12 protein-coding genes are annotated in these 16,357 nt (G+C 63.2%); 4 read left to right on the top strand and 8 right to left on the bottom strand.

Translation table 11 applies throughout. The features are described from left to right. Positions 1-14: 14 nt before the first annotated feature. Positions 15-1,625 carry a sensor histidine kinase gene (locus OH764_RS07230; protein WP_498848543.1) on the bottom strand — a complete coding sequence of 537 codons (1,611 nt, stop codon included), beginning with the start codon at positions 1,623-1,625 and terminating at the stop codon, positions 15-17. Positions 1,626-1,959: 334 nt separating this feature from the next. On the opposite strand from OH764_RS07230, the gene OH764_RS07225 reads away from it, so the two are divergent. Then, positions 1,960-2,451, top strand: a complete 492-nt coding sequence (locus OH764_RS07225) for a hypothetical protein (protein ID WP_006048904.1) — start codon at positions 1,960-1,962, stop codon at positions 2,449-2,451. Positions 2,452-2,709: 258 nt separating this feature from the next. Here OH764_RS07225 and OH764_RS07220 read toward each other — a convergent pair whose 3' ends face one another. Then, entirely contained in the window at positions 2,710-5,259 is a 2,550-nt protein-coding gene (locus OH764_RS07220; RefSeq protein WP_498848542.1) for an AsmA family protein, read from the bottom strand. 194 nt (positions 5,260-5,453) lie between these two features. On the opposite strand from OH764_RS07220, the gene OH764_RS07215 reads away from it, so the two are divergent. After that, complete coding sequence (locus tag OH764_RS07215) at positions 5,454-6,164, top strand: ABC transporter ATP-binding protein (protein ID WP_498848541.1); 711 nt, start codon at positions 5,454-5,456, stop codon at positions 6,162-6,164. Then, positions 6,161-6,967 (top strand): ABC transporter permease, encoded by an 807-nt coding sequence (locus OH764_RS07210; protein WP_498848540.1) that lies wholly within the window; start codon positions 6,161-6,163, stop codon positions 6,965-6,967. Before OH764_RS07215 ends, OH764_RS07210 begins: the two co-directional genes overlap by 4 nt. 60 nt (positions 6,968-7,027) lie before the next feature. On the opposite strand, the gene OH764_RS07205 is transcribed toward OH764_RS07210, so the two are convergent. Together OH764_RS07205 and OH764_RS07200 are read right to left on the bottom strand one after the other, a co-directional pair. Then, positions 7,028-7,591, bottom strand: coding sequence for a DUF6013 family protein (locus OH764_RS07205; protein WP_498848539.1), 564 nt, complete (start codon positions 7,589-7,591; stop codon positions 7,028-7,030). A 200-nt stretch (positions 7,592-7,791) separates the two neighbouring features. After that, positions 7,792-8,808, bottom strand: a complete 1,017-nt coding sequence (locus tag OH764_RS07200) for a zinc-binding alcohol dehydrogenase family protein (protein ID WP_110403201.1) — start codon at positions 8,806-8,808, stop codon at positions 7,792-7,794. Between the two features lie 174 nt (positions 8,809-8,982). Here OH764_RS07200 and OH764_RS07195 point away from each other — a divergent pair, with 174 nt between their 5' ends. Next, positions 8,983-9,945 (top strand): LysR family transcriptional regulator, encoded by a 963-nt coding sequence (locus OH764_RS07195; protein ID WP_498848538.1) that lies wholly within the window; start codon positions 8,983-8,985, stop codon positions 9,943-9,945. Positions 9,946-10,147: 202 nt separating this feature from the next. Here OH764_RS07195 and OH764_RS07190 read toward each other — a convergent pair whose 3' ends face one another. From OH764_RS07190 to OH764_RS07175, 4 genes are all read right to left on the bottom strand, one after another. Continuing rightward, a complete protein-coding gene (locus OH764_RS07190) occupies positions 10,148-10,456 on the bottom strand; it encodes a hypothetical protein (protein ID WP_498848537.1) in 309 nt (102 codons plus the stop codon). 48 nt (positions 10,457-10,504) lie between these two features. Beyond that, positions 10,505-13,501 (bottom strand): DNA ligase D, encoded by a 2,997-nt coding sequence (gene ligD, locus OH764_RS07185; RefSeq protein ID WP_498848536.1) that lies wholly within the window; start codon positions 13,499-13,501, stop codon positions 10,505-10,507. A 166-nt stretch (positions 13,502-13,667) separates the two neighbouring features. Then, a complete protein-coding gene (ku, locus tag OH764_RS07180; protein ID WP_498848535.1) occupies positions 13,668-14,696 on the bottom strand; it encodes a Ku protein in 1,029 nt (342 codons plus the stop codon). Positions 14,697-14,858: 162 nt separating this feature from the next. Beyond that, complete coding sequence (locus tag OH764_RS07175) at positions 14,859-16,103, bottom strand: cytochrome P450 (RefSeq protein WP_498848534.1); 1,245 nt, start codon at positions 16,101-16,103, stop codon at positions 14,859-14,861. Between the last annotated feature and the right edge of the window lie 254 nt (positions 16,104-16,357).

The following is a 16,357-nucleotide window of genomic DNA, read 5'->3' as shown; positions in this document are numbered from 1 at the left end:
ACGCCGGTTGCAGTTCAGGGGCGCGCGGGCTGCTCCGGCAACACCACGAAAAACGTCGATCCAGCGCCTTGCGCGGACTCCACCCACACGCGCCCGCCATGGCGCTCCACGGTGCGCCGCACGACCGCCAGACCGACTCCGTCGCCGTTCGCAACGTCGCCGTGCAGACGCTGAAATGCTCGAAACACCTTCGACATATAGGCGGCCGGAATGCCCAGGCCGTTGTCGCGCACATAGTACGTGCGCATGCGAATCGCGCGCGGACCGTTTTCGTCGACGGGCTCCGGTTCGAGCGCACCGATCTCAATGCGTCCGTTGCGCGCGGGGTCCAGATAATTCAACGCATTGCCGATCAGGTTGCTGAAGATCTGTTCGATCGCGGCCGGGTCGCCCCATGCCGGCGGCAGCTCGCGTACGGTAACAACCGCACCGCGCTCCTCGATGGCGCGTTGCAAGGTCTCGGCGACGCGCGCCACCACGCGCGCGACGCTGACCCGTTGCCATTGATATTCGAGCCGGCCGGCACGCGAGATCCGCAACAGCGCTTCGATGATCGCCGCAGCCCGCGTGACCGCACTACGCAAGTATTGCAAGGATTCGCGCACATCGCCGTCGAGAATATGCGCCATACGTTTTTGTTCCGCTTCCGGCAACCGCCCTTCGACGACGATGCTGTCCAGCTCATCGCACGAGACCTGCAACTCCTTCGAAAAACCTTGCAGGTTCACGAGCGGCGAGCGCAAGTCATGCGATACGCTGTAGATAAACATTTCGTTGTCTTGCGTCTCCTGGCGCAGTTCCTCATTGACGCCAGCCAGTTCCTGCGCCCGCGCTTCCAGACGCTTCTTGAGCGACGCCTGCTCGGCCTCCGCCTCACGCAGTCGCGCACCCGTCTGATGCAGCACGGCGTCGAGCGCCGCGATTTCGTCGTTGCCGGACAGGCGCGCGGCAAGCGGTCGCCCGTTGCCGAGGCGCTCCGCGTTATCGGTCAGCACTTCGAGGCGCCGCCCGATGCTGCGCGCAAACACGACTGCAGTACCGGCCCAGATCAGCATGGAGCCGATCACTGCGGCGATCAGCGCATATTGCTGATGCTCGCGACGCCTCACCAGAGCCGCCGAGCGCTCAGCATCGAGACGCGAAGCCTCTTCGCCGAAGGCCGCGAGTTCGTCACGAAATGCGGCGACTGGCTGCGGCAACGCACCACTCTCGAGCGTAGCGAGCGATTGCAGATTGCGCCCATCACGCAACGCCTGCGAAATCATTACGGTCTGCGCGCGATATGCGTCGATTGCGCGCTTCATCTTATGAACCCGCTCGACCTGCTGCGGCGTATCGGCAACCAGGGCGTCGAGCTTCGACAAACGGTCGCTCACGTCGATCCACACCGTATGCCGCTCGAGCAACGACGGATCGCCGATCACAATGCCGGTGCGAACCCGAGCCGCCTCGCGCAGCAGCGGATCAACAATTGCCGATGACTGGTAGAGAATCTGCTTGCTATTGGTGACCCATTGCGCGGCCTGGGCTGTCTGCTCCTGAGTATCGAAGACGACGCCAAGAAGCGCCAGCTCCACCAGGCTGGGCACTGCGATCAGCAGCAGGCCCTTGGTGAATAATTTCATGTTCGCCCGAAGGTCGTTCACGCAGCGGCAGCTTGCGGGAACCCGCCAGCCAGACGGGCCATTATCGACGTGAATCGGCAATATTTCAATGTGAGCGCAAGATGCCCGCGCCCACATAAAAATGACTTTTTTATTGGTGCAAGATGTTTTTTCAGCGCGTCGTGCGTCTATGATGGAGTCAGATGTGCTGGAATGCGAAGGCGCGCGGCGAGGCGGTTCGGCATGATTCGTGCGGGAGTCGGTGAGGCGGCGGAGTCGTCGAATCATCGTGAATCCGGCCTTGTCGTATGCTATAAAAGATCGACGTGCGGCGCGCGAAGCCGGGAGTTGTCGCATGAGGACGCTGCGTTTCTTGCAATTCTTTTTCAGGCGAATTTTTATGTCCTTCCCGAAAAAGCGTAGACGCGCGAAGGTGGACGGCGATGAGTCGTTCCTCGCGGTACTACGGCATTTCAAGCCCTTCGGTCAACTCGACACCAAAATTGCGCGCGCTCGCGCGCAAGACGAGCCGGTTCTTTATGCACATGTGTTGCCCGGACTCGACGTACTTTTGTGCAGCGTGCGCGGCGCACACCCTCCTTACCCGGCCGCGGCCGAATTACGGCGGCGCTGTATCGAATCCATCACGAATGCACTGGAACAGCCGCTCGACGGTCTTGAGAACGGCGGTTACTGGTATGAAGCGGATGGCTTCGGATTCCTCGTATTTGCGAGCCGCGCTCGCGGCAAGATCCTGACCGAGTTCGGCGCGACACGCGTCGGTGCGCGTCGCGGAGTTCGCCGGCAAGATGCGGCGGGCGACGCAACACCGCGGTCGTTGCGCTAGGCGGAACCTCTCACCTCTCTTACACGGCGCGATCATTCGGCGACCACGTTGCGGTAACGCTGTGGTCACCGTATGTTCGCGCGGCGAGCTTCGCTCCCGCGAACCGGTCACGCCAGTGCTACATCATTGTCATTGCGCTTACGCCGACCCTGCGCTCTCCGTGCTATGTAGACGGCACGCTGATCAGCCATAGAAATACGAACGAAAAGCCGCCGCGACGGGTCCAGTCGAGCCAGCCCGCAGGTAAAAGGAAGTGAATCAGCTTCCCTTGTACTCGGCTGCGCTCGCGGGCGAAACCGTCGCGGGCTTGCGTCCGGTCGGCGCGGGAGCCGAAGCTGCGGAAGCATCCGAAGCCGCGGTCGATGAACGCTTGTTGACCGGCACCCCTTCGAGCGAAATCGCGGGCTTCGGCTTCTGTTTGGTGCCCGGCGGCGGCGCCGTCGGCGCCTGCCGCACTTGCGACAGCAGTTGGGCGCAAGGCAACGGCTTGTTGTTGCTCGGCGCCAGCAGCGGCAGCAGCGCCGCGAAGGGATTGATGAGGCCGAGGCCCACAGCCGCACCGCCGCGCAACGCGAGCGCGCCCACGTTCACACCGACGTGCGGGTCCTTGAACGTGCCCTTCGCATACAGCGGCGAGCGCAACGAGAATACGCGGAAGCCCTTCGTATGCGGATGCACGCCGAGGTCCATGGTTTCGTCACGCAGATTGACGTTGCCGTCGATGTCGATCACGGCGTCGTCGGTATCGAGTGCGAACACGCGCGAATCGAGCACGCCGTTGGTCGCGACAAAGTCCGCGGCGGCACAGTTGATCTTCACGTCCCGATTGCCGAACAGCTTTTCATACACTACGTTCGCGACGTTCAGGCCCGCGGCTTCCATCAGCAAGCGGCTCACCGTCCCTTCGTTGACGAGTGCCTTCACTTCGCCGTTCGAAGTGCCCGCGAGCGCCGCGGGCGAGTTGCCCGTCGCGGTCAGCGCGGCGTCGCCATTGATCTCGCCCAGCGCGTTTTGCATCGTCTTGAAGTTCGGGAACAACTGCTTTAATTTCAGATGCCGCGCGGAGGTCGCGAAACGTGCCTTCAGCGGCGTGCTGCTGCCGTCCAGACGAATGTTGGAAGCGAGCGTGCCGCCGGCTACGCCGAACTTCAACGGCTCGAGCGACAGCACGCCGTCTGTCATCACGACGTGCGTGTAGAGATCCGTAATCGGCAGATCGGCGTTCTTGACGATGCGTCGACCGGTGAACTTCACGTCGGCGTCGATCGCCTTCCAGCGGTCGGTGCGGAATTCCTCGACCGGCAAGGCCTTATCGGAGGGCTGCTTTGCCGCATCCCCGCGCTTGGCCTTGCTCGCGTTGGAGTCCGCGCCGATCACCGGCGCGAGATCGGAAAACTGCAGCAGGTGCGACACGAGTTCGCCCTGCAACAGCGGCCGTGGCCGGCGCGCCGTATAAGTCAGCGAGCCGTTCAGGTCGCTGCCGCCTACGCGGCCTGTAAAGTTTTCATACTTGAAGACGTTGCCGGTGCGCTTGAACTGACCGACGAGGCGCCCTTCCGTTGCGTAGGGCGGCGTGTCGGGAAGCGTCACGCCGGTTAGCGAATAGAGTTTCGCCATGCTGCTGCCCTGCACCCACAGGCGCATATCGACCGCGGAAAGATGCGCCGGGTCCGTGATGGTGCCCACGAGGCCGACATGCAGATCGCCCGCCTTCACATCGGCCTGAACGGGGAAAGGCCGGTTGGCGTCCTGCAGGGCCAGGACACCGCCCACTTTGCCGCTCCCCGAGACCGGGGTCTTGTTGTAGGTGCCTTTCAAGGTCCAGCCGATTGCATACGGCGGCACCTCGCGCTGCGCGCCCCGCGCCGCATTCGTGCTATCAGCGCTAGCGCCGCTTGCGCTCGATGCCGCTGGTACTTGTGCACCGCTCGCGCCAGATCCAGCTGCGACCGTTGCGACCGCTGTGGACGCCGCGCCGCTTGCGCCCTTCGAACCGCCCGCGGTGAGCCCGCCTGCGGCACCTGTCGCCGCCGTTGTGCCGGATGCGTGGATGTCCGTTGCAGAAGCGCCTGAAGCCGCCGCCGCGGAAGCGGCCGAAGCCGCCGACGCCGCCTGCGCATCAGCCTGGGCGCTCAGCTTTTTCGCGCCGTCTTTGCCGACCGCTTCCGCCGATGCCTTGCGCGACGCCTCCTCCTGCTGCTTCATCGCCTCGCCGATCGGAATCGGCTGACCGAGCGTATCGACGACCATCTGCACGTCGACCTTCTTCTGCTCGTCGGAGAGCGCGATATTGCCTTTCGCAAACACGATGTCGTGCAACTGCAGCTTCCACTGCGACGGCGTCTTCGACGACGGCAGCTGGAACGTCCAGTTGTTGCGACCATCGAGCATGCGTTCGAGATCGACAGAAGGATTCACGAGGTTGATCGCCGGGATCACGATGTTGTGCGCGATGAGCGGCAGGACCTTCACCTGGAAGTCGATCTCGTCGAGCGTCGCGAATTGCGGGCGCTTCGCCCAGTCGGGGTTCGCTATCGTGATGTTGGCCGCCGAGAAGCGCGGCCAGGGCACCCAGCTCTTCCAGCCGATTTCGCCGGCCGGGTGTCGAAAGCCTACTTTCAGATCTCCATTGATGGTGAACTGCCGACCGATAGCCTGCGAGACCTTGTCATTGACATACGGCCGCGCGCGGTTCCAGTCGAACGTGAGAATAAAAACGGTGAGCGCAACCACGAGGATGACGATAATCGCGACTATCCATGCAACGATTTTGCCGATCCGTCTTCCCATTGTGCTCGACCGTGCCATCAAAAGGCTCCATGGTTTCTTGTTGGTTGTCGATCGCGCAGCAGATATTGTGCCCGCGGGCCGCAATGTTCCGGCGCAACGCTGCCCGCTTTGTGCGCACGTTGCGGCCTGGCGTCTCGGCCGCTCGCCGCAGGCCTCAGTCCACTTTATGATGCTGCATCGCGCACTCCGCCCTCTCCACACCACTTGCTTTCATGACCGATGTCCCCTTCGTTTTCGCCGACGGCATTGTGCGGCGCGATGCATTGCGCGGCCAGACGTTGCTCCAGTCCACCACGTTCGCGCTGCATGCCGGCGACCGCGTCGCCATCTCAGGAGCGTCGGGCTCAGGCAAGAGCGTGTTCCTGCGAGCACTCGCGCTGCTCGATCCGCTCGACGCCGGACGCATCGTCTGGCATGGCGAGCCCGTCGCGCGAGCCGCGATTCCGCGTTACCGGCGCAGCGTCGCCTATATCCGGCAGCGGCCCGCGCTGCTCGACGGCACAGTGGAAGACAATCTGCGTTACCCGTTCGAACTGCGCGCGTATCGTGACACGCGCTTCGACCGCGAAAAGGCTGCCGATCTGATCGCGCAGGCTGGCCGTGCGGGAGATTTTCTCGGCAAACGCGCAAGCGAACTGTCAGGCGGCGAAGCGCAAATCACCGCGCTGATTCGCGTACTGCAACTCGCGCCCGAAGTGCTCCTTCTCGACGAACCGACTGCGTCGCTCGACCCTGAGTCGTCGCACGCAATTGAAGGACTCGTGCGGGCATGGTTCGACGCCGATCGCCGCGCGCACGCTTCGATCTGGGTCTCGCACGATCCGGCACAAGCTGCTCGCATGAGCGAGCGCCATCTGACGATGCATGCTGGCGTCCTCGACGAGCCCGCCGTCACGTCCGAGCAAGGAGCGCCGAGCCGATGACATTGCAAAACCTGAGTCTTTGGGACGTCGCGATCGCCGCGTTGCTGATCGTCGTGAACGGCGCGGTGTCGGTGGCGCTCAAGCTCGATCTTGAACGCAAGCTCGCGTGGGCCGCCGTGCGCACCGTCGTGCAGTTGCTCGCAATCGGCTATGTGCTGGGTTGGGTGTTTCGCTACGACCACTGGTTCGTGGTGTTGCCGTTGATGACCGTGATGACCCTGATCGCCGGCTTTGCCGGTGCGCAGCGCGGCAGCCGCACCTACGCGGGACAGCGTGCGGACAGTGTGCTGTCGATCTGGGTCAGTTCGTGGCTGGTGGCAGCGGTCGGGCTGTTCGTCGTGATCCGCATTCACCCTTGGTACGAACCGCAATATGCGATTCCGATTCTCGGCATGATCCTCGGCAATACGCTCACTGGCGTCTCCCTTGGCATCGAACGAATGACCGAGGAGCTGACCGCCCGGCGCGACCGCGTGGAGATGGCGTTAGCGCTCGGCGCTACGCGCTGGGAAGCGGCGCAAGCGCCCGCTCGTCAGGCGGTGCGCGCGGGCATGATGCCGACGCTCAACCAGATGGCCGTGGTCGGCGTAGTCAGCCTGCCCGGCATGATGACCGGCCAGGTGCTGGCCGGCCAGTCGCCGTTGCAGGCGGTGCGTTATCAGATCGTGATCATGTTTCTGATCGCGGCATCGTCGGCGCTCGGCACGGTGGGTGCGGTGCTGCTCACCTATCGGCGCCTCTTTTCAGCGGAGCACCGGTTTCTGTCGGCGCGGCTGGTCGAACGGGCCGGCGCGCGGCGCTGAACGGTTCGGACCAGCTCTCGCCATAAAGCGATACGGTGGTCTGGCGCTCCGCCACCACGGTCAGCGTTTTGCGCTGATCGCGACAGTCGTGCCATCGCTGAGCGTCAGCGTCTTCGTGCTGCCGTTCACCGGCATCGTGAAACGCAGCACCTGGCTCATGCTGACATCGTTCGGACACTTGAGCGATTTCCCATTGGCCGTGACAGTCTTCACGCCATCCGGCTTGTGCGCCTGAAAACTCAATTGCACGGTGGCCGTGCCGTCGTCGGCGACGACCGGCGCAAGGCGAATTTGCGTCTGGCGAATCATCGCGCCATTTGAGTCGAGCGGTAGCGACGCATAGTTCGGACATCCCTCCGCCGCGGGAATTGCGCCGCCGGGCGGCACCGTCTTCCACGTGAAGTCGTCCGACTGACCGGAGCGGATGGTGCGCGTTTCCTGCGAGTTGCCGAATTGTTTGGATGTGACGCGCACCGTGTAGCGAATCGGACCGTCGAGGGCGGATTGCGACGTCACCGTGATCGGCGTGGCCGCCCGAGCCGCAGGCGCAAGTACGCCGCAAGAAAGCACGCAAGCGAGAGAAGCGACAACTGGAACGGCGGAGAGTTTGAAGCTGGAGCTCATACTGTCACCTCGTTGTTGTGCCGCTGCATGCCCGCGTCAGTGCGCTGCCCCCGCATGGTCCAGGTAAAGCGCGCGGAAGCCGGCAGCAGACGCGAGACACGCAACCGTTTTAGCATGATGCGTCACCAGTCTACCGCCAAGCGATGCCGCGCGCGCTCCCTGAGCATCGGGTGTTACCCCGCTTGCGTGGACGCGTTTTATCAGAAGCCGGTCAGGACCAGCTTGCCGATCGCGCGCCCCTCTTCGAGCAGAGCATGCGCGCGCCGAAGGTTCGCCGCGTTGATCGCGCCGAGGTGTTGCCCGACGGTCGTGCGCAATGTGCCGGCATCGACGAGACGCGCAACTTCGGTCAGCAGCTTGTGCTGTTCGATCATGTCGGGCGTGCCGAACATGGAACGCGTGAACATGAACTCCCAGTGAAACGCGGCGCTCTTCGCCTTCAGCAACTCAACCGGCACCGGCTTGCTGTTTTCGACGATCGTACAGATGCCGCCCTGCGGTTTGATAAGCTCGGCCGCGACCGGAAAATTCTTGTCCGTGTCGTTGAACATCAGCACGTAGTCGACTTGTTCGATGCCGAGTTTCTTCAATTGAGCGGGCATATCGCCGAAGTGATCCACTACATGGTCCGCGCCCAGCTCGGTCGCCCATTTCGCCGACTCGGGACGCGACGCAGTCGCGATCACTGTCAGCTTCGCGAGCTGTTTGGCCAGCTGGATGCCGATTGAGCCGACGCCGCCCGCGCCGCCGAAAATCAGCACCGTGCGCCCCTCGTGCGCGCCTTGCGGCGACACGCCAAGGCGATCGAACAACGCTTCCCATGCGGTGATGGCCGTCAGCGGCAACGCGGCCGCATGCGTGAAATCGAGCGACGCGGGCTTGCGTCCGACGATCCGCTCGTCAACGAGGTGAAACTCGCTATTTGCGCCCGGTCGCGTGATGCTGCCCGCATAGAACACCGGATCGCCGACCTTGAACAGCGTCACGTCCGGACCTGCTGCGACCACCGTGCCTGCGGCGTCCCAGCCGAGCACGCGCGGCGCTTTTTCGACGGTATCTTTCGGCGCGCGCACCTTGGTGTCGACTGGATTGACCGAGATGGCCTCGACTTTCACGAGCAGATCGCGCCCCGTCGCTTCAGGTTTGGGGATATCGACGTCGATCAAGGCTTCGTCCTGGTCGATGGGCAAATAGCGGTAAAGGCCAACGGCTTTCATAAGTGCTCCCGTGTTTGTTCGGATGAGGTTGAAGAACCGGTGAGGTCCGCGCGGGTTTTGATGCTGCCCGCGCCGTTTCACAGAGACCGCCGATCCATGGACATGATCGTAAGCCGCCTTTTACTTTGATAAAAGCGGCATAATCGCTGAAACATCTTTTTGATTTTCCAAAGAATGGACGTTCCGGCATCTACTGTCCGCGATACGCGGCCGGCTGGCAGCGAACGTGAACGGCTCGACTTGCTCGACGTCGCCCTATTCGTGCGAGCCGCGCTGCTGGCAAACGTGTCGGCGGCGGGACGCGAGTTCGGCCTGTCAGCCGCGGTGGCGAGCTCGCGAATCGCGCAACTGGAAAAGCTGCTCGGCACCCGGCTGCTGCATCGGACCACACGCCGCATCAATCTCACGCAGGACGGCGAAGTCTTCATGGCGCGCGCCGAAGCGCTGCTCGACGCGGCCGCCGCAGCACGCGCGTCGGTGGGCCGAGGGCAAGCAGAACCGCAAGGCCGCCTGCGCGTGTCGATGCCGTCGTCGTTCGGGCGGCAGCACGTGTCGCCCGTCATCACCGAGTTCCTGCGCCGTTATCCTGGCGTGAGCGTCGATTTGCGGCTGACCGATCAGCTTGTCGATCTCGTCGATGCGGGTATCGACGTGGCTATCCGTATCGGCGTGCTGAAAGATTCTTCTCTGGTCGCGCGCCGCCTCGCGGTCAACCGGCGTGTTTTGTGTGCGGCCCCGTCCTACCTGGCGCAGCGCGGCACGCCGCACCATCCGTCGGATCTCGTACAGCACGAGTGCATGATTCTGTCGGATCAACGCGACTGGGCGTTCGAAACGCCGGCGGGAACGCTCGATGTGCGCGTAAGCGGGCGCATGGTCACCGACAACGGCGAAGTGATTCGCGACGCGCTCCTCGCGGGTTTCGGCATCGCGCTCAAATCGACATGGGACGTCGCGCCGTTTTTACGCACCGGCGAACTGGTGAGCGTGCTCGAAAACTATCCGCTCGCCGAGAAGGTGGCGATCTGGGCTGTGTATCCGAGCCGCGCGTTCGTACCGCCAAAGACACTCGCGTTCATCGACTTTCTTGCCGGGCATTTCGGCGATCCACCTTTCTGGGACGTGGAGCCGGAGTGAGATCGGTGACGTTGAGCATCGATGATCTCAGTGTCGACGCGGACCGTACGAAGGACAGCAGGCTGACCAGGTTGTCATGAACCATGCGTCCGTTAGTCTCGGTTCGGCACAACTTGGAGATCATAGATCCGCAGCTAGCGCCAAGCAGACTTCCCGTCAGCAGCATGCGGCCCTACGATTCCCCAAGTCAGCTTGCAATGCCTCACGAGCCAGCCTTGCCGGCTGCCGTACCTGGCGATTTGCCATCGGTGTTCACGTCGGCCTGCGCGTCGTTCTGCGTCTTTTCCTGATACTCGCCGCCACCGCGGCGATCCGTGTCCTGCAGCCCACGTTCGACGTCGCTGTGCGCCTGTTTGCCGACACGCCGTGGCTCTTCGTCGTGCTGCGAGCCGGCGCTCTGGTCGTTCTCATGGGGCAACGGCGCGGCTGCATCCTGCAATGACTCCGGATGCTTCTCGGCATGCGGATCGGCCTGCTTGTCGCCGTCCGACGATTGCGGTGTGCTTTTCATAACCCGCTCCTTATGCGTTCAGTATTGCAGCCGACGCGAACGCGCCGGCTACGCTCCGTTCAGGCGTTTTCTCATTGCCGCGGTGATGCGCTGGCGCGTCTTCGAGTAGTCGGCCCACGGGTCGCTCTTCAGATTTGCAAGACGCTCATGCAGGTTCCCGATATTCCACTGATCGCCGCCAGTGGTCGACGCGACCTCGTCCCAGGCGAGCGGCACCGAAACGCCTAGCCCCGGCCGCGCCCGCGCGGAAAACGCGGCGACCGTGCTCGAGCCACGGTTATTGCGCAAATAGTCGACGAAAATCTTCTGCTTGCGATTTTGCGCGCCCATTTTCGCGCTGAAATATTTGGGCAGCGTGCTAGCCATGTGCTGAGCGACCGCCTGCGAAAACTCCTTTACCTCGTCCCAACCCGCGTGTTTCGACAGCGGCACTACGACATGGAAGCCCTTGCCGCCGCTTGTCTTGCAAAAAGACGTGAGGCCGAGTTCGTCCAGCAGCGAGCGCGTCAGTTGAGCCGCCTCGATCATCCGGTCCCAGCCGAGCGATGGATCCGGATCCAGGTCGAACACCACGCGATCCGGCTTTTCAATGTTCGATGCCACGCCATTCCACGTGTGGAATTCGATGGTGCCCATTTGCGCGGCGCCGACCAGCGCCTTCACAGTCTCCACCGTGATGAGCGGAGGATGACCGGGGTCGAGCCCGGGGTGCTGCGTGATGTTCGGGATCGACAGCTTCTGGCTGTGCTTCTGGAAAAACAGCTCACCGCCAATGTCTTCGGGCGCGCGCACGAGCGACACGGGCCGGTCCGCCAGATGCGGCAACATCCATCGCGCAACCGATTCGTAGTACTGCACGAGGTCGATCTTGCGCGCGCCGGTGCTCTTGTCGATCACGCGGTCCGGGTGCGATACGCGCACGCCGGCGACTTCGGCGGGTGACGCGGATTTTTTAGATCGCGATGCGACAGTTTCAGTGTCCGCGGCTTCGTCTTTTGGTTTGGTGGTTCTGCCTGCTGTTTTGCTCGCTGTCTTTGCGGCCGGTGTGGTTGTTGTTGCTTCGTCAGCGGTTTTGGCGGTCGTTTTAGCCGACACCTTCGCGGTGGTTTTTACGCCCTTTTCCGTGTCCTTGCCCCCTGCTTCTCCCGCCGCCGTTTTGCCGGCAGAGCGCTTCTTACTCGCACTTGAAATCTGCACATCGTCATCCGCTTCAGCCGCCGCGCGCCGTCCTGAACGTTTCTTCGGCATCGTGTCGGATTGGGCCTCGATATCCGTTTGCTGTTGCACGTCATCCCCCTTGCGTGGTGCTTCCTTGACGATCTGGCGCGCCGGCTTGTCGCTGCGCAAACTGACGAACGACGCCTGGCGCACGATACCGTCGCTCGTCCATTCGGCGAAATTGCATTCCGCGACGAGCACGGGCTCGACCCAATGCACCGGCGTGCGACTGCGCTCGCGCGGCGGACTCGCGAACGGCATGCGTTTGGTTTCGTGTGCGTCGAGTTCTTTCTTCACCGAGCGCAGCAAGGCGGCGTCGAAACCGGTGCCGACGCGCCCGGCATATTGCAACTTGCCCTTGCTGTCGTACACGCCGAGAAGCAGTGCGCCGAACGCCGCGCGGCTGCCCGACGGTTCCGAATAGCCGCCGATCACGAACTCCTGGCGTCGGCGGCATTTGAGCTTGATCCAGGTGGCCGAGCGGCCGGAGCTATAGCCGCTGTCGCGCCGCTTACCGATGATCCCTTCGAGCGCCATATCGCACGCGCTTTTCAGCAGATCGTCGGCGCTGAACTCGAAGTCGTTCGAAAAACGCAGCACGCTGTCGTCAACCGGTTCGAGCAGCGCGCGCAGGATCGCGCGTCTTTGCTGCAGCGGCACGCCGCGCAAGTCGTAGCCGTTCAGAAACGGCACGTCGAACAGATAGACGACGATGTCTTGTGGCCGGTTCGAATCGAACGCGTTTTGCAACGCCTGAAAGTTGGGCACGCCGTTCTCGTCGAGCACCACGGCTTCACCGTCGAGCCACGCGCTTTCCACCCCGAGTTGCTCGAACGCTTTCACCTGCTTGCTGAACTTCGCGGTCCAGTCGTTGCCTGCGCGCGTGAACATCTGCACGTCGCGGCCCTTCGCGCTCGCGTCGATGCGAGCGAGCACGCGATATCCGTCGAACTTGATTTCGTACGACCAGTCGTCCCCGGGCGGCGTAGCGTCGACGAGCGTCGCCAACTGTGGCTTGAGCGTAGCGGGCAGTTTCGCTGCGACCGCACCTTCTATTGCCGGCGACGCGGCGAGTTCGCGCAGCGATTCGCTGCTGCGCGTCGCCACGATGTCCGGACGCTTCGGATCGCCGCGGACGGAAGCCGCCGCAGTTCGCTTCGCCGCAACCTGCTTGTCTTTTGGTTTGCTCGTCTGCTTGCTTGTCCGCTTGCCGCCTTTTCCATTAGAAGCCGGCGCGGCGCCGAGCACACTGCCGGGCTGTTCTGCGAGAACATCGTATTCGCTCTCGGGACGCGCCTCGTCGTCGCGCTCCTTGATGAGCAACCATTGCTCCTTGTCGGCGTTGCCGCGCATGTGGCTGCGCACGAGCGTCCAGCCGCCGTGCAGTTTTTCGCCGTGCAGATGGAACTTGAGCTTGCCGGCCCGATAAGCACGCGCCGCTTCGGCCGCGCCGCCGACCGGCTCCCACGTGCCGCGATCCCAGACAATCACCGTGCCCGCGCCGTAGTTGCCCGGCGGAATTTCGCCTTCGAACGAACCGTACTCGACCGGATGATCCTCGACGTGAACGGCGAGACGCTTGACCGATGGATCCAGGCACGGCCCTTTCGGCACCGCCCACGAAAGCAATGCGCCGTTCAATTCAAGACGGAAGTCGTAGTGCAGGCGCCGCGCGTGGTGCTCCTGAATCACGTACGACAGGCCTTCGTCCGGTCCTGGCCGCGCCGCATTGCGCGCGCCGCGTTTTTTGGCCGCCTTGTTGCCGGCGGGCTCGGGCGTTTCGTCGAAACGGCGCTTGCGGTTGTAGAGGTCGAGTCGGTCGTTCATCGCGCGAACTCCATCGGGGTCGAGGTAGCAATGGCTTGCGGCTCTTGAACCGAGCCAACGCAGCCAACCGAGGGAACGGAGCGAATGGAGCCGTTGGATCGGCGCACGAGCGGACTCATGCCGCGGTTCGCGCCGCTATCTCTGCCCCGTTGCGCCCGCCGTTCCATCATGCCGCCGCGCGGCGCTTGCGCGCGGTCGTAGTCGACTTGGCCGTGGCGCGTCCGCCTCCACTGCCGCTGCTACTGCCGCTTGCACTCGATCGAGGCGCACGTGTGGAGCGCGTCGCGCGTGGCTTTTTACGCGATGCCGTCGAGCCACTCTCTTCTTGCGAATCGCTGTCTTCGTCGGCAGTCTCGTCGGCGGCAGCGCGCTTGCGCGTGCCCGAAGCGGGCTTGCTCTTACCGCGCCCGAGGCTGCGCTTTAGCAGGTCGGACAGATCCAGGATGTCGGCCGATTGACGCGACTCGCGCGGCGCTTCGATATCGGTGATCTCCTCGGTCTTGCCCTCGCGGACTTTCCGGTCGACGAGCGCCATGATGTCGTCGCGGAACGTGTCGTGGTACTTCGACGGGTCCCAGGTGTCGCTCATGTCGTCGATTAGCTTCTGCGCCATGTCGAGCTCGCGCGCGCTGACACCGGCCGCCTTGGCGCCTTCGGCCGGCAGCTTGAATTCGTCGAAGTCGCGGACTTCCTCAGCCCAGCGCAGCGTGTTCAGGGCGAGCACCGGGCCGACCGGGATCAGTGCGGCAAGATGCTGCTTGTTATGCAAGACGACACTCGCCACGCCGACCTTGCCCGACGATTTCATCGCCTCGCGCAACAGCGCATAGACCTTTTCGCCTTTGCGGTCGGGCGTCAGAAAGTACGGTGTGTCGAGGTAGAGAAAGGAGATGTCGGGTGCGTCGACGAAAGCGAGAATATCCACCGTCTGCGTGGATTCGGGATTCGCGGCGCGAATCTCGTCATCCGTCAGCACCACGTACTTGTCCTTCTCGTATTCGAAGCCGCGCACGATGTTATCGCGCGTCACGTCCTTGCCGGTGCGCTTGTTGATCTGCTTATAGCCGACCGGATCGATCGTGCGCTTGTCGAGCAGGTTGAAGCCGACCTTCTCCGACTTCGTGGCCGGATACAACTGCACCGGTACGTGGACAAGGCCGAAGCTAATCGCGCCTTTCCAGATCATATGTGCCATCGTGCGCTCCCCTGGGCCTAAGACCCATGAAGAAGCACCAAGCGTGCCACGGCTTTTTGCCGACGCCCGGCGCAGGGCCGTTGGCCGGTGCGCACGCAGCGCTGTAAGTCTTGCATGTTGGCGGCAAAAACTACGGAGTCCCGTACATTGCCGCCCTTACCTCTATCGGCAAAGCAGCGGTACCGAACCGAACCCGCGAAACCGTACGCGCCCGCCGCGCGTCGGCTCGCCGTCCAGTCGATAAGCAGGAAACCGCTGGACGAAACGGCCGATAGCAATGCGTGCCTCGAGCCGCGCGAGGGACAGGCCTGCGCACTGATGGATGCCGAAACCGAATGCGAGGTGGCGGTTGGGCGCGCGGCGGATATCGAAGTGGTCGGGCTCCGCAAACTGCTCCGGATCGCGATTGGCCGCGCCGATGCACAGCGTAATCGGCGTGCCGCTAGCTACCGGCAGGCCGCCGATCTCCGTATCGCTGGTCGTCATGCGGTTGCCGAGCTGGTTGGAGCTCTCGAAGCGCAAACATTCTTCGACGGCCGATTCGATCAACGATGGATCTTCCAGCAGCGCGGCGCGCTGATCAGGCCATTCGGTCAGCGTGACAAGCCCGTTGCCGATCAGGTTCGTGGTCGTTTCGTGGCCGGCATTCAGAATGAAGATGCAGTTCTGCAGCAACTCTTCTTCCGACAATTGCTCGCCGTCGCCGCTTTCGCCGCGCTCGCCTTGAATGAGGCGCGTGAGGACATCGTGTTGAGGATCGCCCGGTTCGCGCCGGCGCCGCGCGACCAGATCGCGCAGATAATCGACGAACTCGGTCACCGCGCGATTACCCCGCTCGAACTGCTCGCTGGTGAGCGAAGGTTCGAGCGCGCCAAGAATAGCGAGCGACCAGTCGCGCAACGGCTCGCGTTCTGCATGCGGCACATCGAGCAGGTTGCCGATGATCTCCACCGGAATCGCCGACGCGAACTCGGCGATCAGATCGATGCGCCCGCGTTCGGCCGCGGCATCGAGCAGCCCGTCGACGAGGCGCACCAGACCGGGTTCCATCGCCGCTATCGCGCGCGCGGTCAGCGCGCCGGCGATCAGCTTGCGCACGCGCGTATGGCGCGGCGGATCGTTGAACACGAGGCTCGTGGTGTGATGCGTGTAGAGCGGCGAGTCGCCGTACTTGGGCTTGAATTCGACGGTCTTGTCCGAACTGAAGGTCTTCGGGTCGCGATATACGGCCTGCACGTCGCGAAAGCGCGTGAGGAAAAGCGAGCCATCCGGCATGCGCTTCACTGGCTCATGCGTGCGCAATGCGCTGTAAACCGGGTATGGATTCGCGTAGAACTCGGGGCTCAGATGGCGCAGATCGAAGTCGCGCGCGAGGATGGCTGTGTCGCCGGCGGTCGCCGTGGGCATGCGTTGTCTCCGAATAGTGTGCGTTGTTGCTCCTGCATCGCAATGACCGTGCTCCGCGCTTTCGCTGTGTTCGGGATGTGCTTTGCGGGCGGTGGTCAAAAGCCTTTCTCGTTGACGGCGTTCTCGCGTCGACTCGAAGGCGGGGATACAGTGAGCGTGCCGCATCGTTTGACTCGTCAGTATGAACGAGGCACGCAAGGATTGCATTGCCGCTAACCCGCGTTTTGGCGCCCGCGACGGCGCTTGCCGTCGAG

This window comes from Burkholderia sp. M6-3 (assembly GCF_050858985.1).
Classification (GTDB): Bacteria; Pseudomonadota; Gammaproteobacteria; order Burkholderiales; family Burkholderiaceae; genus Paraburkholderia; species Paraburkholderia caledonica.
The sequence above is the reverse complement of the archived record's forward strand: the minus strand, read 5'-3'. Positions and strand labels throughout refer to the sequence as shown.

Bases quoted from the DNA above. Each gene is read 5' to 3' on its own strand.
- OH764_RS07230 (WP_498848543.1), bottom strand. From the start codon at position 1,625: ATGAAATTATTCACCAAGGGCCTGCTGCTGATCGCAGTGCCCAGCCTG.
- OH764_RS07225 (WP_006048904.1), top strand. From the start codon at position 1,960: ATGAGGACGCTGCGTTTCTTGCAATTCTTTTTCAGGCGAATTTTTATG.
- OH764_RS07220 (WP_498848542.1), bottom strand. From the start codon at position 5,259: ATGGCACGGTCGAGCACAATGGGAAGACGGATCGGCAAAATCGTTGCA.
- OH764_RS07215 (WP_498848541.1), top strand. From the start codon at position 5,454: ATGACCGATGTCCCCTTCGTTTTCGCCGACGGCATTGTGCGGCGCGAT.
- OH764_RS07210 (WP_498848540.1), top strand. From the start codon at position 6,161: ATGACATTGCAAAACCTGAGTCTTTGGGACGTCGCGATCGCCGCGTTG.
- OH764_RS07205 (WP_498848539.1), bottom strand. From the start codon at position 7,591: ATGAGCTCCAGCTTCAAACTCTCCGCCGTTCCAGTTGTCGCTTCTCTC.
- OH764_RS07200 (WP_110403201.1), bottom strand. From the start codon at position 8,808: ATGAAAGCCGTTGGCCTTTACCGCTATTTGCCCATCGACCAGGACGAA.
- OH764_RS07195 (WP_498848538.1), top strand. From the start codon at position 8,983: ATGGACGTTCCGGCATCTACTGTCCGCGATACGCGGCCGGCTGGCAGC.
- OH764_RS07190 (WP_498848537.1), bottom strand. From the start codon at position 10,456: ATGAAAAGCACACCGCAATCGTCGGACGGCGACAAGCAGGCCGATCCG.
- ligD (WP_498848536.1), bottom strand. From the start codon at position 13,501: ATGAACGACCGACTCGACCTCTACAACCGCAAGCGCCGTTTCGACGAA.
- ku (WP_498848535.1), bottom strand. From the start codon at position 14,696: ATGGCACATATGATCTGGAAAGGCGCGATTAGCTTCGGCCTTGTCCAC.
- OH764_RS07175 (WP_498848534.1), bottom strand. From the start codon at position 16,103: ATGCCCACGGCGACCGCCGGCGACACAGCCATCCTCGCGCGCGACTTC.